The sequence below is a fragment of the Pseudomonas sp. PS01298 genome (assembly GCF_029959745.1).
Lineage (GTDB): Bacteria > Pseudomonadota > Gammaproteobacteria > Pseudomonadales > Pseudomonadaceae > Aquipseudomonas > Aquipseudomonas aylmerensis.
On sequence record NZ_JASCPP010000076.1, the window covers coordinates 1 to 22,644 of the forward strand.

20 protein-coding genes are annotated in these 22,644 nt (G+C 59.7%); 4 read left to right on the forward strand and 16 right to left on the reverse strand.

All coding sequences use genetic code 11. The features are described from left to right. The first annotated feature begins 262 nt into the window (after positions 1-262). A complete protein-coding gene (locus QMX97_RS22455) occupies positions 263-904 on the forward strand; it encodes an HD domain-containing protein (protein WP_065902282.1) in 642 nt (213 codons plus the stop codon). Between the two features lie 174 nt (positions 905-1,078). Here the strand turns inward: QMX97_RS22455 and QMX97_RS22460 are convergent, their stop codons facing one another. The 7 genes from QMX97_RS22460 to QMX97_RS22490 form a co-directional block, all read right to left on the reverse strand. Further along, positions 1,079-1,963, reverse strand: coding sequence for an ABC transporter permease subunit (locus tag QMX97_RS22460; RefSeq protein WP_065902284.1), 885 nt, complete (start codon positions 1,961-1,963; stop codon positions 1,079-1,081). Further along, positions 1,960-2,880: an ABC transporter permease subunit gene (locus QMX97_RS22465; protein WP_065902286.1), complete on the reverse strand. Its 921-nt coding sequence runs from the start codon at positions 2,878-2,880 to the stop codon at positions 1,960-1,962. Before QMX97_RS22465 ends, QMX97_RS22460 begins: the two co-directional genes overlap by 4 nt. Continuing rightward, positions 2,877-4,019 (reverse strand): polyamine ABC transporter ATP-binding protein, encoded by a 1,143-nt coding sequence (potA, locus tag QMX97_RS22470; RefSeq protein ID WP_065902288.1) that lies wholly within the window; start codon positions 4,017-4,019, stop codon positions 2,877-2,879. Before potA ends, QMX97_RS22465 begins: the two co-directional genes overlap by 4 nt. Positions 4,020-4,093: 74 nt before the next feature. Beyond that, entirely contained in the window at positions 4,094-5,188 is a 1,095-nt protein-coding gene (locus tag QMX97_RS22475) for a polyamine ABC transporter substrate-binding protein (protein ID WP_106802349.1), read from the reverse strand. A gap of 209 nt (positions 5,189-5,397) precedes the next feature. After that, complete coding sequence (locus QMX97_RS22480; protein ID WP_065902887.1) at positions 5,398-6,492, reverse strand: polyamine ABC transporter substrate-binding protein; 1,095 nt, start codon at positions 6,490-6,492, stop codon at positions 5,398-5,400. A 194-nt stretch (positions 6,493-6,686) separates the two neighbouring features. Further along, the gene (locus tag QMX97_RS22485; protein ID WP_282397639.1) at positions 6,687-8,051 is read right to left on the reverse strand and encodes an aspartate aminotransferase family protein; all 1,365 of its coding nucleotides are present in this window, start codon (positions 8,049-8,051) and stop codon (positions 6,687-6,689) included. Between the two features lie 58 nt (positions 8,052-8,109). Next, a complete protein-coding gene (locus QMX97_RS22490) occupies positions 8,110-9,468 on the reverse strand; it encodes a glutamine synthetase family protein (RefSeq protein ID WP_065902296.1) in 1,359 nt (452 codons plus the stop codon). Positions 9,469-10,077: 609 nt separating this feature from the next. On the opposite strand from QMX97_RS22490, the gene QMX97_RS22495 reads away from it, so the two are divergent. Further along, complete coding sequence (locus QMX97_RS22495) at positions 10,078-11,454, forward strand: glutamine synthetase family protein (protein ID WP_003213894.1); 1,377 nt, start codon at positions 10,078-10,080, stop codon at positions 11,452-11,454. Positions 11,455-11,805: 351 nt separating this feature from the next. Beyond that, positions 11,806-12,435, forward strand: coding sequence for a TetR/AcrR family transcriptional regulator (locus QMX97_RS22500; RefSeq protein ID WP_120450410.1), 630 nt, complete (start codon positions 11,806-11,808; stop codon positions 12,433-12,435). Between the two features lie 126 nt (positions 12,436-12,561). On the opposite strand, the gene QMX97_RS22505 is transcribed toward QMX97_RS22500, so the two are convergent. From QMX97_RS22505 to QMX97_RS22540, 8 genes are all read right to left on the reverse strand, one after another. After that, complete coding sequence (locus tag QMX97_RS22505) at positions 12,562-12,777, reverse strand: TOBE domain-containing protein (protein WP_003213899.1); 216 nt, start codon at positions 12,775-12,777, stop codon at positions 12,562-12,564. Between the two features lie 105 nt (positions 12,778-12,882). Beyond that, positions 12,883-13,689 carry an aliphatic sulfonates ABC transporter ATP-binding protein gene (ssuB, locus tag QMX97_RS22510; RefSeq protein WP_065902300.1) on the reverse strand — a complete coding sequence of 269 codons (807 nt, stop codon included), beginning with the start codon at positions 13,687-13,689 and terminating at the stop codon, positions 12,883-12,885. Then, positions 13,686-14,474, reverse strand: coding sequence for an aliphatic sulfonate ABC transporter permease SsuC (ssuC, locus tag QMX97_RS22515; protein ID WP_065902302.1), 789 nt, complete (start codon positions 14,472-14,474; stop codon positions 13,686-13,688). The genes ssuB and ssuC overlap by 4 nt, the downstream gene beginning before the upstream one ends. Before the next feature lie 9 nt (positions 14,475-14,483). Continuing rightward, positions 14,484-15,632 (reverse strand): FMNH2-dependent alkanesulfonate monooxygenase, encoded by a 1,149-nt coding sequence (gene ssuD / locus QMX97_RS22520; RefSeq protein WP_065902304.1) that lies wholly within the window; start codon positions 15,630-15,632, stop codon positions 14,484-14,486. Between the two features lie 25 nt (positions 15,633-15,657). Next, positions 15,658-16,626 (reverse strand): sulfonate ABC transporter substrate-binding protein, encoded by a 969-nt coding sequence (locus QMX97_RS22525; protein WP_282397640.1) that lies wholly within the window; start codon positions 16,624-16,626, stop codon positions 15,658-15,660. Positions 16,627-16,723: 97 nt separating this feature from the next. Further along, on the reverse strand, positions 16,724-17,317 hold the full coding sequence (ssuE, locus tag QMX97_RS22530; protein ID WP_015886424.1) for an NADPH-dependent FMN reductase: 594 nt from the start codon (positions 17,315-17,317) through the stop codon (positions 16,724-16,726). Positions 17,318-17,609: 292 nt separating this feature from the next. Further along, a complete protein-coding gene (locus QMX97_RS22535) occupies positions 17,610-18,248 on the reverse strand; it encodes a peroxiredoxin (RefSeq protein ID WP_003213910.1) in 639 nt (212 codons plus the stop codon). 291 nt (positions 18,249-18,539) lie between these two features. After that, positions 18,540-19,946 carry an OprD family porin gene (locus tag QMX97_RS22540; protein WP_106802346.1) on the reverse strand — a complete coding sequence of 469 codons (1,407 nt, stop codon included), beginning with the start codon at positions 19,944-19,946 and terminating at the stop codon, positions 18,540-18,542. 370 nt (positions 19,947-20,316) lie between these two features. On the opposite strand from QMX97_RS22540, the gene tauA reads away from it, so the two are divergent. Beyond that, the gene (gene tauA, locus QMX97_RS22545; RefSeq protein ID WP_065902310.1) at positions 20,317-21,303 is read left to right on the forward strand and encodes a taurine ABC transporter substrate-binding protein; all 987 of its coding nucleotides are present in this window, start codon (positions 20,317-20,319) and stop codon (positions 21,301-21,303) included. A 40-nt stretch (positions 21,304-21,343) separates the two neighbouring features. On the opposite strand, the gene argA is transcribed toward tauA, so the two are convergent. Further along, positions 21,344-22,642, reverse strand: a complete 1,299-nt coding sequence (argA, locus tag QMX97_RS22550; RefSeq protein ID WP_065902312.1) for an amino-acid N-acetyltransferase — start codon at positions 22,640-22,642, stop codon at positions 21,344-21,346. Between the last annotated feature and the right edge of the window lie 2 nt (positions 22,643-22,644).

A 22,644-nucleotide genomic window follows, 5' to 3' on the forward strand; every position in this document is an offset into this window, starting at 1 on the left:
GGGCTTGCTCGCGAATACGGTTTGTCAGTTGATACAGGTGTTGACTGAATCACCGCATTCGCGAGCAAGCCCGCTCCCACATTTTGATTTTCGCAGGCTTCGATGGATCAATCGCCAGCTACACCCTAGCCGATTTTGTCTTGGCACGATGTGGCAGCACATTGGCCGGGATCGCATCCTCGCCGCGATGGCCCGTTCGCGGGTGCGCGACCACACTGGACACCTCGGCGCCAACCCCGGCGCTTGCCTGAGGAGAACGACCATGAGCACCACCATCGCCGGCATCAAGATCCCGGACAGCGCCTTGGCCAAGGCCACTACCGAATACATCCGCGACATCGAATCCGACCTGCTCTACCACCACTCCCGCCGGGTGTTCCTGTTCGGCGCATTGAGCGGTGAACGCAAACAGCTGGCCTACAACCCGGAGCTGTTGTACGTCGGTGCGATGTTCCACGACCTGGGCCTGGTCGAGGGCCATCGCAGTGACGACGAGCGTTTCGAAGTCGATGGCGCCAATGCCGCCGCCGCGTTCCTCAAGCCCTACGGCCTGAGCGATGACGATATCGAACAAGTGTGGCTGTCGATCGCCCTGCACACTACGCCGGGCGTGCCGCAACACCTGCGCCCGACCGTGGCGCTGGTTACCGCCGGCGTGGAAATGGACGTGCTGGGCATGGACTACGCCGCATTCAGCACTGTGCAGCGCGAAGCGGTGGTGCATGCGCATCCACGGGGTGAAGGGTTCAAGGAGTGCATCATCTGCGCATTTGCCGACGGCTTGCGCCATCGTCCGCAGACCACGTTTGGCAACGTGAAGACTGATGTGCTGGTGGATCAGGAGCCGGGGTTCAAGCCGATGAATTTTGTCGAGGTGATTCGCAAATCGCCCTGGGTAGCCTAACCCCCCAAACCCTGTGGCGAGGGGGCTTGCCCCCCGTTGGGCCGCGCAGCGGCCCCCTTCGGCCACCGCATTCTTTCAGACGCAATGCGGTTTCCGGTTTTGGGGCAGCTGCGCAGCCCAACGGGGGACAAGCCCCCTCACCACAAAGCCCGCACATTTCGACCGCGCCGGGTTTTAGACCGGAGCCGGCGCCCGGCGCTTGTCAGGCTGCTGCCAGCCATCGGCCGCCGCCTCTTCAATTGCCTGCTGGATCGCCTTCTTGCGCAGCTCTTCGGCACGGCGGCTGAAGAACCACACCAGGAAGGTCACCAGCGACACCGCCAGCAGAATCAGGCTGGCCACGGCGTTGATCTCGGGTTTGACCCCCAGGCGTACCGCCGAGAACACTTCCATCGGCAAAGTGGTCGATCCCGGGCCCGACACGAAGCTGGCCAGTACCAGGTCATCCAGCGACAGCGCGAAGGACATCATCCCACCCGCCGCCAATGACGGCGCGATCATCGGGATGGTGATCAGGAAGAACACCTTCCACGGCCGCGCGCCGAGGTCCATCGCCGCCTCTTCGATCGACAGGTCCAGCTCCCGCAGACGCGCCGACACTACCACCGCCACGTACGCCGCACAGAAGGTGGTGTGGGCGATCCAGATCGTGACGATGCCACGCTCCTGGGGCCAGCCGATCATCTGCGCCATGGCCACGAACAACAGCAACAGCGACAGACCGGTGATCACTTCCGGCATCACCAGCGGCGCCGTCACCAGGCCGCCGAACAGCGTGCGGCCCTTGAAGTGACTGATGCGTGTCAGCACGAACGCCGCCAACGTACCCAACGCCACTGCCGCCACCGCCGTGTAGCAGGCGATTTCCAGCGAGCGCATCACCGAGCCCATCAACTGGGTGTTGTCCAGCAGGCCCACGTACCACTTGATCGACCAACCGCCCCATACCGTCACCAGTTTGGATTCGTTGAACGAGTAGATCACCAGGATCAGCATCGGCAGGTAGATGAACAACAACCCCGCCACCAGCATGAAGCTTGAGAAACTGAAGCGCTTCATATTTTGCCCTCCATCTCTTTGGCTTGGCTGCGGTTGAACAGGATGATCGGCACGATCAGGATCGCCAGCATCACCACCGCCAGGGCAGACGCCACCGGCCAGTCACGGTTGTTGAAGAATTCTTGCCACAACACTTTACCGATCATCAGGGTTTCCGGGCCGCCCAGCAGTTCCGGAATCACGAACTCGCCCACCACCGGGATAAACACCAGCATGCAGCCGGCGATGATGCCGTTCTTGGACAGCGGCACAGTGATCTTCCAGAAGCTGTTGAAGGTGCTCGAACCCAGGTCCGAAGCGGCTTCCAGCAGGCTCTGGTCGTGTTTCACCAGGTTGGCGTAAAGCGGCAGGATCATGAACGGCAGGTACGAATAGACCACGCCGATGTACACCGCGATGTTGGTGTTGAGGATCTGCAGCGGCTCGTTGATCAGCCCGATGGACATTAGGAAGCCATTGAGCAGCCCGTTGTTGCTGAGGATGCCCATCCACGCATACACGCGGATCAGGATCGCAGTCCAGGTCGGCATCATGATCAGCAGCACCAGTACGGTCTGCATCTCTTTGCGCGCGCTGGCAATCGCGTAGGCCATCGGGTAGCCGATCAGCAGGCACAGCAGCGTGCTGAAGAACGCCATTTTCAGCGAGCCCAGATACGCGGCGATGTACAACTCGTCGTCGCCGAGCATCGCGTAGTTGGCCAGGTTGAGCACCAACTGCAGTTTCTGCTCAACGAAGGTGTAGATCTCGGTGTAAGGCGGGATCGCCACGTCGGCTTCGGCAAAGCTGATCTTCAGGACGATGAAGAACGGCAGCATGAAGAACAGGAACAGCCACAGGAAGGGAATGCCAATGACCGCATGACGGCCACTGGGGGTTATTCGTTGCAGGCGGCGCTTGAGCTTCTTCATATTCATGAGCGAAGTACCACGCCGCTGTCGTCTTCCCACCAAACGTAGACCTGGTCACCCCAGGTCGGTCGCTGGCCACGGCGCTCGGCGTTGGCCACGAAGGACTGCACCAGCTTGCCGCTTGGCAGTTCCACGTAGAACACCGAGTGCCCGCCGAGGTAGGCAATGTCGTGCACCTTGCCGCTGGACCAGTTGTGCTCGCAGGTCGGCATTTCGGTGGTGACCAGCAGTTTTTCCGGGCGAATGGCGTAGGTCACCGACTTGTCTTCCACCGACGTGGCGATGCCGTAGCCCACGTAGATATCGCGGTCCAGGTCGGCGCACTTGAGCACTGCGTGGCCTTCGGCGTCATCCACCACCACGGTATCGAAGATGTTGACGTTGCCGATGAACTCGCACACCAGGCGGCTGGTAGGGGTCTCGTAGATGTCGATCGGGCTGCCGATCTGGGCGATCCAGCCCAGGTGCATGATCGCGATGCGCTCGGCCATGGTCATGGCCTCTTCCTGGTCGTGGGTCACCATCACGCAGGTCACGCCGACGCGCTCGATGATCTCGACCAGCTCCAGCTGCATCTGCGAGCGCAGCTTCTTGTCGAGGGCGCCCATCGGCTCATCGAGCAGCAGCAGTTTCGGACGCTTGGCCAGCGAACGCGCCAACGCCACCCGCTGGCGCTGGCCACCGGAGAGCTGGTGCGGCTTGCGCTTGGCGTACTGGCTCATCTGCACCAGCTTGAGCATTTCGGCCACGCGGGCGTCGACCTCGGCCTTGGGGATCTTGTCCTGCTGCAGGCCGAAGGCGATGTTCTGCGCGACGGTCATGTGCGGGAACAGGGCGTAGGACTGGAACATCATGTTGATCGGCCGCTCGTAGGGCGGCATGTCAGTGATGTCTTCGCCGTCGAGGTAGATGCGCCCCTCGGTCGGGCGTTCGAAGCCCGCGAGCATGCGCAGCAAGGTGGACTTGCCCGAACCCGAGCCGCCGAGCAGGGCGAAGATCTCGCCCTTCTTGATTTCCAGGGACACATCGTCCACGGCAATCGTCTCGTCGAACTTCTTCGTGACCCGGTCGATTTTGACCAGCACCTTTTTCGGTGTCTGGTCGCCCTCGAGGGCTTTCTTATAGGCGCCGGAGGCAACTGCCATTTACGAAACTCCCAGAAAAAAAGAGTGCGGTTCACCCGTGGCGGGCGAACCTTGGATAGTTTGAGCTTTAAGCCTTACTTGCCCGTCTTGACCTTGGTCCAGCTACGGGTCATTAAACGTTGCACTTTCGGGGGTAGCTCGAAGTTGACGAATGTCCGATCGAGAACCGCCTGCGGTGGGTAAACCGCTTCGTCGGTGCGTATCGATTGCTTCATCAGTTTGTCCGACCCCGGGTTAGGGTTGGCGTAACCGACGTAATCACTGACCTGGGCGATCACCTCAGGTTGCAGCAAATAGTTGATAAAGGCGTGGGCCTCTTTGACGTTGGTCGCATCCTTGGGGATCGCCAGCACGTCAAACCACAGGTTGCCGCCTTCTTTCGGAATCGCGTAGGCGATGTTCACGCCTTTGCCCGCCTCGGCCGCACGCGCCTTGGCCTGGAACACATCACCGGAGAAGCCGGCTGCCACGCAGATGTTGCCGTTGGCCAGGTCCGAGATGTATTTGGAAGAATGGAAGTAGGTCACGTAGGGCCGCACTTTCAGCAGCTTCTCTTCGGCCTTCTTGTAGTCCTCGGGGTTGGTGCTGTTGGGGTTCAGGCCCATGTAGTTGAGCACCGCCGGCAGCATTTCATCCGCCGAGTCCATGAACGACACACCGCAGGTCGCCAGCTTCTTCATGTTTTCCGGTTCGAACAGCACGGCCCAGGAATCGATATGGTCGACGCCCAGCACTTCCTTCACTTTATCGACGTTGTAGCCAATGCCATTGGTGCCCCACAGGTACGGTACGGAGTACTGGTTGCCCGGGTCGTTCTTTTCCAGGCGCTTGAGCAACACCGGGTCGAGATTGGCGTAGTTCGTCAGCAATGACTTGTCGAGCTTCTGGAACGCCCCGGCCTTGATCTGCTTGCCCAGGAAGTGGTTGGACGGCACTACCACGTCGTAGCCGGTACGCCCGGCGAGCAACTTGCCTTCCAGGGTTTCGTTGGAATCAAACACGTCATACACCGGCTTGATACCGGTGGCCTTTTCGAAGTTGGCCAGGGTGTCCGGGCCGATGTAGTCCGACCAGTTATAAACATGCACAGTCGGTGCGGCCTGCACGCTGACAGCCAGCGTGATACCTGCACCTACCAGCAAGGCTTTGCGAAATAAAGAAAATGGCAAGTGGAGGTCCTCTTAAATAGTTGGGCCCAAAGTTGTTGCCCGGCAACAAAACCGGCGCGCAACTTACCCTCGATAAACCGATCCGGCAAAACTTTCTGTCATTTAATGTGTGTGAGGGGGACTAGCCCCCAATGGCGGTGTGTCAGCTTGCACAGGTGTTTCTGATACAACGCCATCGGGGGCAAGCCCCCTCCCACAGGTTTTAAGGCTTACTTGCCCGACTTGATCTTGGTCCAGCTGCGTGTCATTTCACGCTGTGTAGCAGCCGGCAAGTCTGCAATGGCGTAGAGCTTGGCCTGCACATCCGCTGGCGGGTAGATGCCCGGGTCGCTGGTGATGTCTTTGTCGACCAGTGCGGTGGCTTTCTCGTTACCGTTCGGGAAACGTACGCTGTCGGTGATCGCCGCCATTACTTTCGGCTCGAGCAGGTAGTTCATGAACTTGTAGGCGGCTTCGACGTTCTCGGCATCTTTAGGGATGGCGACCATGTCATAGAAACTGCCGGCGCCTTCTTTAGGAATGTCGTAGGCAACCTTGACCTTGCCACCGGCTTCAGCCGCGCGGGACTTGGCCTGCTGGATGTCACCCGAGTAACCCACGGCGACGCAGATGTTGCCGTTGGCCAGGTCCGAAATGTACTTGGACGAGTGGAAGTAGCCGATCGAAGGACGCAGCTTGAGGAACAGTTCTTCGGCTTTCTTCAGGTCTTCTTTCTTCTGGGTGTCGGTCGGCAGGCCTAGGTAGTGCAGCGCCACCGGCAGCATTTCGGTTGGCGAGTCGAGGAAGCTCACGCCGCAGCTTTTCAGCTTGGCGATGTTTTCCGGCTTCATCAGCACGTCCCAGGAATCGATCTTGTCGACGCCGAGCGCAGCCTTGACCTTCTCCGGGTTGTAGCCGATGCCGATCGAGCCCCACATGTACGGAAAGGCGTGCTTGTTGTCCGGGTCGCTGACCGACACGGCTTTGAGCAGGGACTTGTTCAGGTTGCCGTAGTTGGACAGCTTGGACTTGTCCAGCTCCTGGTAGACGCCGGCCTTGATCTGCTTGGCGAGGAAGTTGTTCGACGGTACGACGATGTCGTAGCCGGACTTGCCTGCCAGCAACTTGGCTTCCAGGGTCTCGTTGCTGTCAAAAACGTCGTACACCACTTTAATGCCCGACTCTTTTTCAAAGTTGGCGATGGTGTCCGGTGCAATGTAGTCGGACCAGTTGTAGACGTGCAGCACTTTATCGTCTGCCTGGGCCGCGCCCGCCATTGCGCCCATCAGGGACAAGGCGAGGAGAGTCTTGCCAGCGTTCTTCAAACCTAATGCCTTCATTTGGTGATGCTCCAATTTTTTCTTTTTTGGGCCACAGCTCTTGTGTCTGGCAGCCCTTCGAAAGGGCAACAAAACAGGGCGACAGTCTGGCAAGTTCCGGGGCCGGCTTTCAACCAAAGCCCCGTTTTTATAACAACCCAGACGCAGCGCCCGAAGCCGCTGCGCACTGAGCCTAGCACTTAGCCCTGCAATGCCGCCAAAGTCAGGTCCAGGCACTGCCGCGCCTTGGTCACCAGCTCGTCGATTTCAGCCTTGCTGATCACCAGCGGCGGCGAAATGATCATGGTGTCGCCCACGGCGCGCATGATCAGGCCATTCTCGAAGCAGAACGTGCGGCAGATCATGCCCACACCACGGCCTTTGTAACGCTTGCGCGTCGCCTTGTCCTGCACCAGCTCGATCGCACCGAGCATGCCGACACCGCGAACTTCACCCACCAACGGGTGATCAGCCAGCTCCCTCAAACGCTTTTGCAAATAGGGTGCCGTTTCGTCATGCACACGCTTAACAATTTGTTCATCGCGCATGATGCGGATGTTTTCCAGGGCGACTGCTGCCGCCACCGGGTGACCGGAATAGGTGAAGCCGTGGTTGAAATCGCCGCCTTCGTTCAGCACCGCGACCACTTCGTCGCGCACGATCAGGCCACCCATCGGGATATAGCCCGAGGTCAGGCCCTTGGCGATGGTCATCATGTGCGGCTTGAGGTCATAGAAATCGCTGCCGAACCACTCACCAGTACGGCCGAAACCGCAGATCACTTCATCAGCGATAAACAGGATGTCGTACTTGGCGAGGATTTCCTTGATGCGCGGCCAGTAAGTGGCTGGCGGCACGATCACGCCACCGGCGCCCTGGATCGGCTCGGCAATAAATGCACCTACGTTGTCCACGCCCAGCTCCAGAATCTTCTCTTCCAGCTGGTTGGCCGCCCACACGCCGAACTCTTCCGGGCTCATGTCGCCGCCTTCACCGAACCAGTACGGCTGGGCGATGTGGGTGATGCCCGGGATCGGCAGGTCGCCCTGCTCATGCATATAGGTCATGCCGCCCAGGCTGGCACCTGCCACGGTGGAACCGTGATAGCCATTCTTGCGCGAGATGATGGTTTTCTTGTTCGGCTGGCCCTTGATCGCCCAGTAGTGGCGAACCATGCGCAACATGGTGTCGTTGCCTTCGGAGCCGGAACCGGTGAAGAACACGTGGTTCATGCCGGCGGGGGCGATGTCGGAAATGGCCTTGGCCAGCTCCAGCACCGGCGGGTGAGCGGTCTGGAAGAAGAGGTTGTAGTACGGCAGTTCTTTCATCTGCTTGGCGGCGGCGTCAGCCAGTTCATCGCGACCGTAACCGATTGCCACGCACCACAGGCCGGCCATGCCGTCGAGGATCTTGTTGCCTTCGCTGTCCCACAGGTAAACGCCGTGGGCTTTGGTGATGATCCGTGGGCCTTTCTCTTTCAATTGCTTGAAGTCGCTGAACGGCGCCAGGTGATGATCGCTGCTCAAGGCTTGCCATTCACGGGTTTGCGGGTTGTTGCTGGACATACCAATCTCCTAGACATTTCAGGTGAGGGCGCGCCGTTCCCACGGCGCGCCCGGCGCATCAGACGGCGAAGAGCAGGAATTCCCGCTCCCACGAACTGATCACGCGCTTGAAGTTTTCATGCTCGGCCCGCTTGACCGCGACGTAGCCTGTGATGAATTTTTGACCCAGGTATTTCTCGATGGTCTTGCTGTTTTCCATGCGTTCCAGGGCATCTTCGATGGTCAACGGCAGGCGCAGGTTGCGGCGCTCGTAACCACGGCCCACCACCGGCGCACTCGGGTTATGGCCTTCGACCATGCCGATGTAGCCGCACAGCAGGCTGGCGGCAATCGCCAGGTACGGGTTGGCGTCGGCGCCCGGCAGGCGGTTTTCCACGCGGCGGTTTTGCGGGCCGGCATCCGGCACACGCAGGCCGACGGTGCGGTTTTCTTCGCCCCACTCCACGTTCACCGGCGCCGAGGTGTCCGGCAGGAAGCGACGGAACGAGTTCACGTTGGGAGCGAACAGCGGCAGCAACTCAGGGATGAATTTCTGCAGGCCGCCAATGTGGTTGAGAAATAGCTGGCTCATGGTCCCGTCTTCATTGGAGAAGACGTTCTTGCCGGTGGCGATGTCGATGATGCTCTGGTGCAGGTGCATCGCGCTGCCGGGCTCGCCGGTCATCGGCTTGGCCATGAAGGTGGCGGCCACGTCGTGCTTGAGCGCGGCTTCGCGCATGGTGCGCTTGAACACCAGGATCTGATCAGCCAGGGACAGCGCATCGCCGTGACGGAAGTTGATTTCCATCTGCGCGGTGCCGTCCTCGTGGATCAGCGTGTCGAGGTCCAGCTCCTGCAGCTCGCACCAGTCGTAGACGTCTTCGAACAAGGGGTCGAATTCGTTCGCCGCTTCTATAGAGAAGGATTGGCGACCGGTCTCCGGGCGACCGGAACGGCCGATCGGCGGTTGCAGCGGGAAGTCCGGGTCTTCGCAGCGCTTGGTCAGGTAGAACTCCATCTCCGGCGCCACGATGGGCTGCCAGCCGCGGTCGGCGTAGAGCTTGAGGACTTTCTTGAGCACGTTGCGCGGCGACAGCTCGATCGGGTTGCCTTGCTTGTCGTAGGTATCGTGGATCACCTGGGCGGTGGGCTCGATGGCCCAGGGCACCAGGAACACCGCGTTCTGGTCGGGGCGGCAGATCATGTCGATGTCGGCCGGGTCGAGCAATTCGTAATAGATGTCGTCTTCGACATAGTCGCCGGTCACGGTCTGCAACAGAACGCTCTCGGGCAGGCGCATGCCTTTTTCGGCGATGAACTTGTTGGTCGGCGAGATCTTGCCCCGGGTGATCCCCGTCAGGTCGCCAATCATGCATTCGACTTCTGTGATCTTGTGGTCTTTCAACCAATCGGTGAGCTGGTCGAGGTTGTTACTCATAAATGCCTCTGGGCTGGGTTTCCTGACATCCATTAAAAGGTCAGGCGTTGGTTGACGCAGCATCCGCGTCGTCTCTTCGTTCAGGGTAGGAGCTTACCTGCCATTTGCTGCAGCGTTGCATTCCTCAAGCCAAAGTCGTGCAGAATCATGAGCAGCACCTGGCGCAGGCACCGTTCACAGGCAAATTCGAGGGCAGCAAAGGGGCAAAGAAGAGGTCCGCCCAGGCGTCAAGAATATTGGCCGGGGCGCGGGCGTTCACACAGGATGAATGAACGGATGACAACGCCTGCGTGGAGCAGGCCGAGACGCCAAGTGGCGGCAGGAAACACATGAAGCACCCCGGTATTATTGCTGTTATGGGTTTGAATCGAGCTTAGCCTTGTTCATTTTTTTACACAACACCCCCGTAAAAAATACAACACGGCCCGCTCAAGCCTGCGAGTCCCAAGCCCTTCAAACCCAAAAAAACGCCCCAAAAAGCCCCAAAAAAGCCTTCGCGGCGCTTTTTTAGGGCAAAAAAGGCCTCGCTTGACTTCGGCATGCCGTTCGGGTTGACTGAAACCAGAAAAGATCAATGATTGATATTTTTAACAACAAAGGTGTTGCATCATGTCGGTACCCCCGCGTGCCGTTCAGCTTAACGAAGCGAACGCGTTCCTTAAGGATCATCCTGAGGTTCTGTACGTAGACCTTCTAATTGCGGATATGAATGGTGTGGTGCGCGGCAAGCGCATCGAACGCACCAGCCTCCACAAGGTTTACGAGAAGGGCATTAACCTGCCTGCCTCTTTATTTGCCCTGGATATCAACGGCTCTACGGTGGAAAGCACCGGCCTGGGCCTGGACATCGGTGATGCTGACCGAATCTGTTATCCGATCCCCGACACCCTGTGCAATGAACCCTGGCAAAAGCGCCCTACCGCGCAACTGCTGATGACCATGCACGAACTTGAAGGTGAACCTTTCTTCGCCGATCCGCGCGAAGTGCTCCGCCAAGTTGTAAGCAAATTTGACGACCTCGGTCTGACCATCTGTGCCGCCTTCGAACTCGAGTTCTACCTGATCGACCAGGAGAACGTGAACGGCCGCCCACAACCGCCCCGCTCGCCGATTTCCGGCAAACGCCCGCACTCGACACAGGTCTACCTGATCGACGACCTCGACGAATACGTCGACTGCCTCCAGGACATCCTGGAAGGTGCAAAAGAGCAAGGCATCCCGGCCGACGCCATCGTCAAGGAAAGTGCCCCGGCACAGTTCGAAGTGAACCTGCACCACGTGGCCGACCCGATCAAGGCCTGCGACTACGCGGTACTGCTCAAGCGCCTGATCAAGAACATCGCCTACGACCATGAGATGGACACCACCTTCATGGCCAAGCCTTACCCAGGCCAGGCAGGCAACGGTTTGCACGTACACATTTCGATCCTGGACAAGGACGGCAAGAATATCTTTGCCAGCGAGGATCCCGAGCAGAACGCCGCATTGCGTCACGCGATCGGCGGTGTGCTCGAGACCCTGCCCGCCCAAATGGCGTTCCTGTGCCCCAACGTCAACTCCTACCGTCGTTTTGGCGCACAGTTCTACGTGCCGAACTCGCCGTGCTGGGGCCTGGATAACCGCACCGTGGCGATTCGCGTACCGACCGGCTCGTCCGACGCCGTACGTATCGAGCACCGCGTGGCCGGCGCCGACGCCAACCCTTACCTGCTGATGGCTTCGGTCCTGGCAGGCGTGCACCACGGTCTGACCAACAAGATCGAACCTGGCGCACCGGTGGAAGGCAACAGCTACGAGCAGAACGAACAAAGCCTGCCGAACAACCTGCGTGATGCACTGCGTGAGTTGGACGACAGCGAGGTGATGGCCAAGTACATCGATCCTAAATACATCGATATCTTCGTCGCCTGTAAGGAAAGTGAGCTGGAAGAGTTCGAACACTCCATCTCCGACCTTGAGTACAACTGGTATCTGCATACCGTCTGACGGTCGTGGTGAGCAGGCTTGTCCTGCGTTGGGCTGTGAAGCGGTCCTGGAGTGGGCAACTTGGTGTACCTGGTGCATCGGGTTCTGCTTGAAGGGGGCTGCTTCGCAGCCCAACGCAGGGCAAGCCTGCTCGCCACACTGGGTGTGCCTGTCTGCTTGGTTGTCTGTCTGCTTGGTCTGCCCTGTCTGCTTGGTGCCAGCTCGCTTGGTATGCCTGCCTGCTTGGTTGCTGCCTGCCTGGTTGACTGCATGCCACAACAGGCTCACTTGCCACACCTACACAGTCGCCTCACAGGTATGGATCATCCTTAAGCTCTGCGTACAATGCGCTCTGCCTTGTAGGAGACGTCCATGACCACCCGCCCCGCCACCCCTCGCAAACCCCGCGCCCGCAGCCAGGCACGGATCGACGCGATTCTCGATGCCGCCCGCACCCTGCTGGCCGCCGAAGGCGTGGCGAGTCTGTCGATCTACAGCGTCGCCGAGCGTGCGCAGATTCCACCGTCGTCGGTGTATCACTTTTTTGCGAGTGTGCCGGCGCTGCTCGAGGCGCTCACGGCAGACGTGCACGCAGCCTTCCGGGCGGCCATCCAGGCGCCCATCGAGCATGAGTCACTCCAGCACTGGCGTGACCTGTCCTGCATCGTCGAGCAACGCATGCTCACCATCTACAGCAACGACGCAGCAGCACGTCAGCTGATCCTCGCCCAGCACGGGTTGACCGAAGTGACCCAGGCGGACCGCCAGCATGATCTGGAGTTGGGGGATTTGATGCTCGAAGTATTCAATCGCCACTTCGAGGTGCCGACACTGCCCACGGACGTGGATGTGTTTGCCCTGGCGCTGGAGCTGAGCGACCGCGTGTACGCACGTTCGGTGCATCAGCATGGGCAGATCACTGCGCGCATGGCCGAGGAAGGCATGCGGGTGTTCGATGCCTATGTGGGCCTTTACCTGCCGCCCTACCTGCCCAAACGATAAGTCTTGCGTTGGCGGGGCCGGCCTTTTCGCCAGCAAACCCGCTCCCGCATTGACCGCATTCCTAGGTTGGAATGCCGTTAAATGTGGGAGCTGGCTTGCCTGCGATAGCGATTTCGAGGGCGCCAATCACAACTTGGCGATCGACACCTCGGTGGATTTCACGAAGGCAATCACTTCGCTGCCGATCACCAGCTCCAGCTCTTTGACCGAGCGCGTGGTGATCACCGAAGTGACGATGCCGGAGGCGGTCTGTACGTCGATTTCCGACAGCACGTCGCCTTCGACGATTTCCTTGATGGTGCCTTTGAATTGGTTACGTACGTTGATGGCTTTAATAGTCATGCGATTTCTCCTGGGGTCGAAATAGCTGCAAGTTGTTAGCTACCAGCTGCAAGTCAAAGCACTTTGCTTTCCCTTGCAGCGTGAAGCTGAAAGCTTGCCGCTGCTTTATTGCGCCCAACGCAGTTGCGTAGGCAGCGGTGAAACAGGTTCGGGTTCCGGCGGCGTGCCGGGCAACGACAACACACGGTTCAATACTTCGGCTTCCAGCGCGGCCAGGCGATGTGAGCCCCGCACCCGTGGGCGCGGCAGGTCCACGATCAGGTCGAGACCGATTTCGCCGTCTTCGATCAGGATCACCCGGTCGGCAATCGCCACGGCTTCGCTGACATCGTGAGTCACCAGCAACACGGTGAAACCGTGCTTTTGCCAGAGGTTCTCGATCAGCTGCTGCATCTCGATACGGGTCAGGGCATCCAGCGCGCCCAGCGGCTCATCCAGCAGCAACAGGCGCGGTTGGTGGATCAGCGCACGGGCCAGGGCCACGCGTTGCTTCTGGCCACCGGACAAGGCCGCTGGCCATTCATTGGCACGTTCCGCCAAGCCCACCGCTTCCAGGGCTTCCAGCGCCTTGGGACGCCAGTTGCCCTTGAGGCCCAGGCCAACGTTGTCGATGATCTTTTTCCACGGCAGCAAGCGCGCTTCCTGGAACATCAACCGCGTGTCCTCAATTGCCTCGCTCAGCGGCGCGGAACCGGCCAGCAGCTCGCCGCCGCTGGCTTTATCCAGGCCGGCAAGCAAGCGCAGCAAAGTACTTTTACCGCAGCCGCTGCGGCCGACCACGGCCACGAACTGGCCGGCCGGAATGTGCAGGTCGATGTCCTTGAGCACTTCCCGCGCACCAAAGGCCTTGCGCAATTTGCGCACCGCCAGCGGGATACCCTTCAACAGGCGTGGAGGTTGTTGAGCGGTCATGCCGCACCTCCTTTATTCACTTGGTAAGCCGGGTGCCAGCGCAGCCACACACGCTCCAGGCCGCGGGCGGCCAGGTCGGCGAGCTTGCCGAGGATGGCGTACATGACAATGGCCAGGACCACCACGTCGGTTTGCAGGAATTCGCGGGCGTTCATCGCCAGGTAGCCGATGCCGGAGCTGGCCGAGATGGTTTCCGCCACGATCAACGTCAGCCACATAAAGCCCAGTGCGAAACGCACGCCCACCAGGATCGATGGCAACGCGCCCGGCAGGATCACTTGACGGAACAGGCTGAAGCCGGACAAACCATAGCTGCGCGACATTTCCACCAGCGCCGGATCGACGTTGCGGATGCCGTGGTAGGTGTTCAGGTAGATCGGGAACAGCGTGCCGAGGGCGACCAGGAAAATCTTCGCGGTTTCGTCGATGCCGAACCACAGGATCACCAGCGGGATCAGCGCCAGGTGCGGCACGTTGCGGATCATCTGCACCGAGCTGTCCAGCAGGCGTTCGCCCCACGTCGACAGGCCAGTGATAAAGCCCAGGGCCAGGCCGATACTGCCGCCGATCACGAAGCCGAGGCCAGCGCGCCAGCCACTGATGGCCAGGTGCGTCCAGATTTCGCCGCTGCGGACCAGGTTGATCCCGGCCTCAATCACCGCGCTCGGCGCCGGCAGAATGCGCGTCGACAACCAGCCCGCCGACACCGACAACTGCCACACCGCCAGCAAAAGAATCGGTAGCACCCACGGTGCCACGCGATGGCTCAATTTTTCAAAGTTCATGGCGGCGCCTCAACTCTGTGACGCAGCTTTGGGAAGGATATCGTTGGCGACCATCTCGCCAAACGGGCTGACGTAACCGGCGCTTTTCGGCAGCTCGGGACGTTCGATATCCAGGTGGGGAAACAGCAGTTCCGCGACGCGATACGACTCTTCCAGGTGTGGGTAACCGGAGAAGATAAAGGTGTCGATGCCCAGTGCGGCGTATTCCTTCACGCGTTCCGCCACGGTGGGGCCATCGCCCACCAGCGCGGTGCCCGCACCACCGCGTACCAGGCCGACGCCAGCCCACAGGTTGGGACTGACTTCCAGGTTGTCACGGTTGCCGCCATGCAAGGCAGCCATGCGTTGCTGGCCGACGGAATCGAAGCGCGCCAGGGAGGCCTGGGCACGGGCGATGGTGTCGTCGTCCAGGTGGGAGATCAGTTTGTCGGCGGCTTTCCACGCCTCTTCGTTGGTTTCACGCACGATCACATGCAGGCGAATACCGAAGCGCACGGTGCGCCCCAGCTTCGCGGCCTTGGCCCGCACCTGCGCGATTTTTTCCGCGACAGCCGCCGGCGGCTCGCCCCAGGTCAGCACCATTTCCACTTGTTCGGCTGCCAGGTCCTGGGCCGCTTCGGAGGAACCGCCGAAGTACAGTGGCGGACGCGGCTGCTGGATCGGCGGGTAGAGCAATTTCGCGCCTTTGACACTGATGTGCTCGCCGTCGTAATCGACGGTTTCGCCTTCCAGCACACGCCGCCAGATCCGCGTGAACTCCACCGAGGCCTGGTAGCGCTCTTCATGGCTCAAGAACAAACCGTCGCCGGCCAACTCTTCCGGATCACCGCCCGTCACCAGGTTGAACAGTGCACGGCCACCGGACAGGCGATCCAGGGTCGCGGCCTGGCGCGCGGCCACCGTCGGGGAAATGATCCCGGGGCGCAGTGCGACAAGGAATTTCAAACGCTGGGTCACCGGAATCAGCGAAGCCGCCACCAGCCACGAATCTTCGCAGGAGCGACCGGTTGGGATCAGCACCCCACCGAACCCGAGGCGGTCCGCCGCCTGGGCCACTTGCTGCAGATAACCGTGATCAACGGCGCGAGCGCCTTCGGCGGTGCCAAGGTAATGGCCGTCGCCGTGGGTAGGCAGGAACCAGAAAATATTGAGGCTCATGGAGTTGTCTCCTGAAGAAGTCGGATTACGGCGCTTTGGCCACAGCGGCAGGTGGCGTCCAGATCACGTCCTTGATGTTCAAGGGTTTGGGGATCAATTTGAGTTGGTAGAAGCTGTCGGCGATTTTCTGTTGGGCCGCCACCACTTCCGGCGTCAGGAAATGCGCACCGTAGCCTTGGCGTTTCACCGAGGTCAGGGTGATGTCAGCCGGCAGGCCGAGCAGCGGCGCCACTTGTTCAGTGACTTCCTGCGGGTTGGCCCTGGACCATTCGCCCACGGCGCGCACTTCTTCAATCAGCGCCTTGACCACTTCAGGGTGTTTTTCGGCGTAGGGCTTGGTCGCCAGGTAGAACTGATGGTTGTCGGCGATGCCGGTACCGTCACGCAGGGTGCGCGCTTGCAGCTGTTTCTCGGCGGCCGCCTGGTAGGGGTCCCAGATCACCCACGCATCGACACTGCCACGCTCGAACGCGGCACGCGCATCGGCGGGCGGCAGGAAGACGGTCTGCACGTCGGTGTATTTGAGGCCGGCATCTTCCAGCGCACGCACCAGCAGGTAGTGCACGTTGGAGCCTTTGTTCAGCACGATTTTCTTGCCCTTGAGCTCGGCCACCGATTTGATCGTCGAATCTTTCGGCACCAGGATCGCTTCACTGGTCGGCGCTGGAGGCTCATAGGCCACGTAGACCAGATCGGCACCGGCCGCCTGGGCGAACACTGGTGGGGTTTCGCCCGTGACGCCAAAGTCGATCGAGCCGACGTTCAGGCCTTCGAGCAATTGCGGGCCGCCGGGAAACTCGGTCCACTGCACCTGCACGCCCTCGGCGGCCAGGCGTTTTTCCAGGGTGCCCTTGGCCTTGAGCAGCACCAGGGTGCCGTATTTCTGGTAACCGATACGCAAGGTTTCGGCAGCCTGGGCTTGAACCATGGCGCCGAAGGACACAGCCGCAGCAAACAGTGCGACCAGACCACGACGCAAGATGACAGTGCGCATGGCGCTCTCTCCAAATAGTGCGATTAGGGGGTTGGCTGCACCTGCTTGGCCGTTGGCGGCTGAGTAAGGTGAGTACTTCTAAATGGCTGGCTGAGGCTCAGATGCTCCAGCGAGCACTCAACAAACGTTCATTCAACACATGGGGGTCAAGCGGTTTCGGGCGACGGGCCATGGCGCCGTACAGCGTCTCCAGAGCCTCGTGCAAACGGTGTTCGAGCACAGGCACCAGTTGTGCCTGGGCACTGCCTTCGCCATAGGCGATCTGGCTGTCTTCGGCAAAGATGCCGTGAAGCAATTCCTGCGCCTTGAGGGCTGACAAAACCGGCTTCAAGGCGTAATCCACCGCCAGCATGTGGGCGATGCTGCCGCCGGTAGCCATCGGCAACACAATCTTGTGAGCCAGGGCGCGTTCGGGCAGCAGGTCGAGCACGGTCTTCAGCGCGCCCGAGAACGACGCCTTGTACACCGGCGTGGCGATCACCAGGCCATCGGCGTTAGCCACTTGCTGCAACAGGTCAATGACCTTGGGACTGTCGAAGCGCGCGTGCAGCAAGTCTTCAGCCGGGAAGTCCCGTATCTGGTAACTCACCACTTCCACCCCTTTGTCTTGCAACCACTGACGGGTTTTATCCAGCAAGACCCCGGAGCGGGAACGCTGGCTGGGACTGCCTCCAAGTGTTACGACCAACATGCAGGAATTCCTTGAGCAGGTGTCGGCGGTTCGCTGTGTGACGATGGCGCCAAGATGGAACAGACCTTATCAGCAGATTTATATATCTTTAAATCTTATTTTTTCATGTGTTTATTCTTTAAATGCATATGAGAGTTATCAAATCCCAGGCGAAAAAAAAGGCCGTCGAAACGGCCTGAAAACCCTTGCTATGTGAGTCGTCGGAACTATTGCTATCGCCGGCAAGCCAGCTCCTACAAATGGAATGCGATCACCTGTAGGAACCGGCTCGCCGGCGATGGCGGTGTCAGCCTTAACGATTAGGCTGAGGGGTAAGGCGCAGATACGGCTTCACCGCCCGGTAACCCTTCGGAAAGCGCTTCTTGATTTCTTCCTCGTCCTTGAGCGAAGGCACGATCACCACTTCATCACCGTCCTGCCAGTTGGCGGGGGTGGCGACCTTGTGGTTGTCGGTCAGCTGCAACGAGTCGATGACCCGCAGGATTTCGTGGAAGTTGCGGCCGGTGCTGGCCGGGTAGGTGATGGTCAGGCGAATCTTTTTGTTCGGATCGATCACGAACAGGGAGCGCACGGTGAGGGTGTCACTGGCGTTCGGGTGGATCAGGTCATAAAGGTCCGACACCTTGCGATCGGCATCCGCCAGGATCGGGAAGTTGACGATGGTGTTCTGGGTTTCGTTGATGTCCTCGATCCACTTGTGGTGCGAGTCCACCGGGTCTACGGACAGGGCGATGGCCTTGACGCCGCGCTTGGCGAACTCATCCTTGAGCTTGGCAGTGAAGCCCAGCTCGGTGGTGCACACCGGGGTGAAGTCCGCCGGGTGGGAAAACAACACACCCCAGCTATCGCCCAGCCATTCGTGGAAACGAATCTTGCCGGCGCTGGAATCCTGTTCGAAGTCGGGGGCGATATCGCCTAGTCTTAGGCTCATGGTGTGGCTCCTGGTGAGTGCTTATGGAGCCCACTGTGCATGGATTGACGATTATTTAAAAAGAATAAATATCGATTTATCTAGACGATAAAGGAATATTAAAAATCTGTTCATTGGACGCCGCAACGGGCGAGGAGCAACATCCGCTTCAAGGTTCGAGAAGGCCTTGAGACGCTGTAAAAAGAGGGGTTCAGGAAGGGCCTGCGGGGGTTTGGCCCGACTTGAAACGCAAGACACCTTGCCCGGCGTAGCGCCGGGCAAGGTTTACAGTCTTACTACAGCTTCACGCTACTAGAACAGTGGCAGCGAGTAGCTGACGATCAGGCGGTTTTCGTCCTGGTTACGCTGGCCAGGAATGTCGTTGCGCCACATGGCGTTTTTCCATGCCACACCGACGTTCTTCAGCGGACCTTCTGGTACGACGTAGGCAACAGTGATGTCACGTTCCCACTCGTTCCCGCCGTCGCCATTGACAGCACGTTGCGGCCGGGTCGAACCGACGTTACCGCGGGTGTCGATATTGTCACCACGCAGGTAGACCACACCGGCGGTCAAACCTGGTACGCCAACCTTGGCGAAGTCGTAGGCGTAGCGAGCTTGCCAGGTACGTTCACCGGCACGGGCGAACTTGGCAATCTGCATGTCGGTGGTCAGGTAAGCCGACGAACCGTCGCCTTGGTTCAACCAAGGGAAGTCACTGTTACCGTTACTGACCTGGTAACCACCACCGAAGGTGTGACCACCCAGGGTGTACAGGAACAAGCCACTGTACAGGTTGTTGTCGACCTTACCTTTGGTGATGGTCGCACCGGCGGCATTGGTGCCGTAGTCACCTGTGGTGTAGTAGTTCGCGTCGTGGCCGTTGGCGCCATCGTCGCGGCTATTGAAATAGCGCAGGTCGGTTTTCAGCACGCCAGGACCGATTGCCCAGTTGTGCAGCAAGCCCAGGAAGTGCTGTTTGTAGAACTGATCCAGATTGCCGTAGTAGTACTGGGCAGTCAGGTCTTTGGTGATTTTGTAGTCGCCACCAGCGTAGTAGAACTTGTTGCTGTCACGGCCAGCGGCTGTACGGCCGTTGGCACCTGCGATAGAAAGGTTCTCGACGTTGCTGGAGTTACGGCCCTTGACCTTCTCGATCTGACCGGCAACCAGCGTCAGGTCTTTGATGTCGTTTGTGGTGATCTGGCCGCCCTGGAAGGTTTGCGGCAGCAGACGACCATCGTTGGTCACGATAACCGGCAGCTTGGGTTGCAGAGTACCCAGCTTCAGTTCGGTTTGAGAGATCTTCGCCTTGGCGGTCAGGCCGAGGCTGGAGTAGTTGTCAACAGCTTCGCCGTTGGACTTGCTCGGGAAAACCGTGCCGCCGTAAGAACCGGCGTTGCCAGTCGAACGAGCAGTGGCGCCGTTGGTGCCGCCACCCGAATCCAGGCGCACGCCCAGCAGGCCGATAGCGTCAAGACCGAAGCCTACGGTGCCTTGGGTATAACCGGAGATGAAACGCAGGTCGAAGGCTTGACCCCATTCTTCTTGCTTGCTCTGCGCACCGGCCGCCTTGGTAGCGTCGTCACGGTTATCGGTGTTGATGTAGAAGTTACGCAGCCCCAGTGTTGCCTTGCTATCTTCGATGAAACCGGCGGAGTTTGCCTGTTGGGCAATCGCAGCTACAGCCACGGCCAACGCCAATGTTGACTTCTTCATGTACCGCTCCTCTCATTTCTAATTTTTGTATTTCTTTGGTCTCGGGTCTGACGCCCTCGATCCACAGATGCGCGATTAGCGCCAGATAGTGACTACCAAGTCAATCGTAACCTTGTGTGTCTACTACCTTCGTCTAATCGCAGTTAATTTGGTCCCTGCAGGGTAATGAGTTTTTCATACACCCAAAAAGAATTGTTTCATTCTTTTTCATACGATTCGGGAATAAGACTTTCCATGGCGCGAACGGGTCAGCATAGACGAGCCGCTCCATAAGCTAATTCCCAAAGGGTATTTGTTAGCGCTTTTTTAGATCGATTAGTGTGGCCGTACCGTTTCATACGTCACCCACGATCAAAAAGGCGACGCCATCATGGCCAAAGGCACATCCTCCCGTCAATTTGTTACAGTTTTTGTGTCACTAATACTTTCTTTTGGTGTCAAAGCCGCCGATTTAACCGTCGGCTACCAAACGGGTATCGATCCCAGCAAAGTCCCACAGGCCGATGGCCTCTATGAAAAGGCCATTGGCGAGAAAATTGCCTGGCGCCGATTCAACAGCGGGCCGGAAGTCGTCACCGCGATCGCCTCGGGTGATGTGCAAATCGGCAACCTCGGTTCCAGCCCCCTCGCCGCAGCTGCATCGCGCAATCTACCGATCGTCGCGTTTATCGTATCGGCGCAGATCAATACTTCTGAAGCATTGGTGGTGCGCAACGGCAGCGGCATCGACAAACCCGAAGACCTGGTCGGCAAGACCATCGCCACGCCCTTTGTCTCCACCTCTCATTACAGCCTGCTCGGTGCATTGAAGCATTGGGGGCTGGACACCCGGAAAGTCAAAGTGGTGAACCTGCAACCCGCCGAAATTGCCGCCGCGTGGAAACGAGGTGATATCGACGGCGCTTTTGTCTGGTCACCTGCGCTCGGAGAGATCCGCAAGACCGGCAAGACCCTGACAGACGCGGCCCAGGTGGGTCAGTGGGGCGCACCGACGTTTGAGGTGTGGGTAGCACGCAAGGATTTTGCGCAAAAACATCCTGACGTAGTGGCCAGGTTTGCCAAGGTCACGCTGGACTCTTTCGCTGACTACGCCGCCCATAAAGATGCCTGGACAGTGGACTCCGAGCCGGTACAGAAAATCGCCAAACTGACAGGTTCAAACGCCGCCGACATTCCAGAGCTGTTGGCCGGTACCACCTTCCCGGACGCCAAGGCGCAGCAGACCGACGCACTGCTCAAAGGCGGCACGGCGAAGGCGATTGGGGAGACAGCGAAGTTCCTGAAGGAACAAGGCAAGGTCGAGACAGTGTTGCCGGACTATTCGGCCTTTGTGACCGACCAATTCATCAAGCCCTGACCCTGTAGGAGCCGGCTTGCCGGCTCCTGCAGAATGGGGATTACAGCGCCTTTTCGAAGATCTTCGAATTACGCTGGTAGTTGTACAGCGACGCCCGTGCCGACGGCAGGCGATCAACACTGCTCGGCACGAAGCCCCGCTCGCGGAACCAGTGGGCAGTGCGCGTGGTAAGCACGAACAAGGTCTTCAAACCCTGGGCCCGCGCACGAGTTTCGATGCGTTCGAGCAGCTCATCACCGCGCCCGCCGTGGCGGTATTCCGGGTTCACCGCCAGGCACGCCAGCTCACCCGCATCCGAATCCGCGATCTGATACAGCGCCGCACAGGCGATGATCATGCCTTCGCGCTCGACCACACTGAATTGCTCGATCTCACGCTCCAGCACTTCGCGCGAACGACGCACCAGGATGCCCTGCTCTTCCAGCGGGCTGATCAGGTCCAGCAAGCCACCGACGTCTTCAATCGCCGCCTCACGGACCAGCTCGAATTGTTCCTGGGCCACCAGCGTACCGCCGCCGTCCCGGGTGAACAGTTCGGTGAGCAGCGCGCCGTCTTCGGCGTAACTGACGATATGGCTGCGCCCGACGCCGCCACGGCAAGCCTCGGCGGCGGCATCCAACAGCTCGGCCTGGTAGTTGCTGCCCAGGCGCTGCAGGTGCGCCGGCACTTGCTGCGGACGCAGCTCGCGGACCAGGCGACCATTTTCATCGATCAGGCCGAGGTCGGCGCCGAACAGCAACAGCTTGTCGGCTCCCAGGTCGATGGCGGCGCGAGTGGCGACGTCTTCGCAGGCCAGGTTGAAGATCTCACCCGTCGGCGAATAGCCCAGCGGCGACAGCAACACGATGGAGCGCTCGTCCAGCAGGCGATTGATGCCCTTGCGGTCGACGCGGCGCACTTCGCCGGTGTGGTGGTAATCCACGCCTTCGAGCACGCCGATAGGTCGTGCGGTCACCAGGTTGCCGCTGGCCACCCGCAGGCGTGAGCCCTGCATCGGCGACGAGGCCATGTCCATGGAAAGGCGCGCTTCGATGGCGATGCGCAGGTGGCCGACCGCGTCGATTACACACTCCAGGGTTGCGGCATCGGTGATGCGCAGGCCTTCGTGGTAAGCCGGGGTCAGGCCGCGCGCCTCAAGGCGCGCTTCGATCTGTGGGCGCGAACCGTGCACCAGCACCAGGCGCACGCCGAGGCTGTGCAGCAGTACCAGGTCGTGGACGATATTGCCGAAGTTCGGATGTTCCACACCGTCGCCAGGCAGCATGACCACGAAGGTGCAGTCCCGGTGAGCATTGATGTAGGGCGAAGCGTGACGAAGCCAATTGACGTATTCGGGCATAA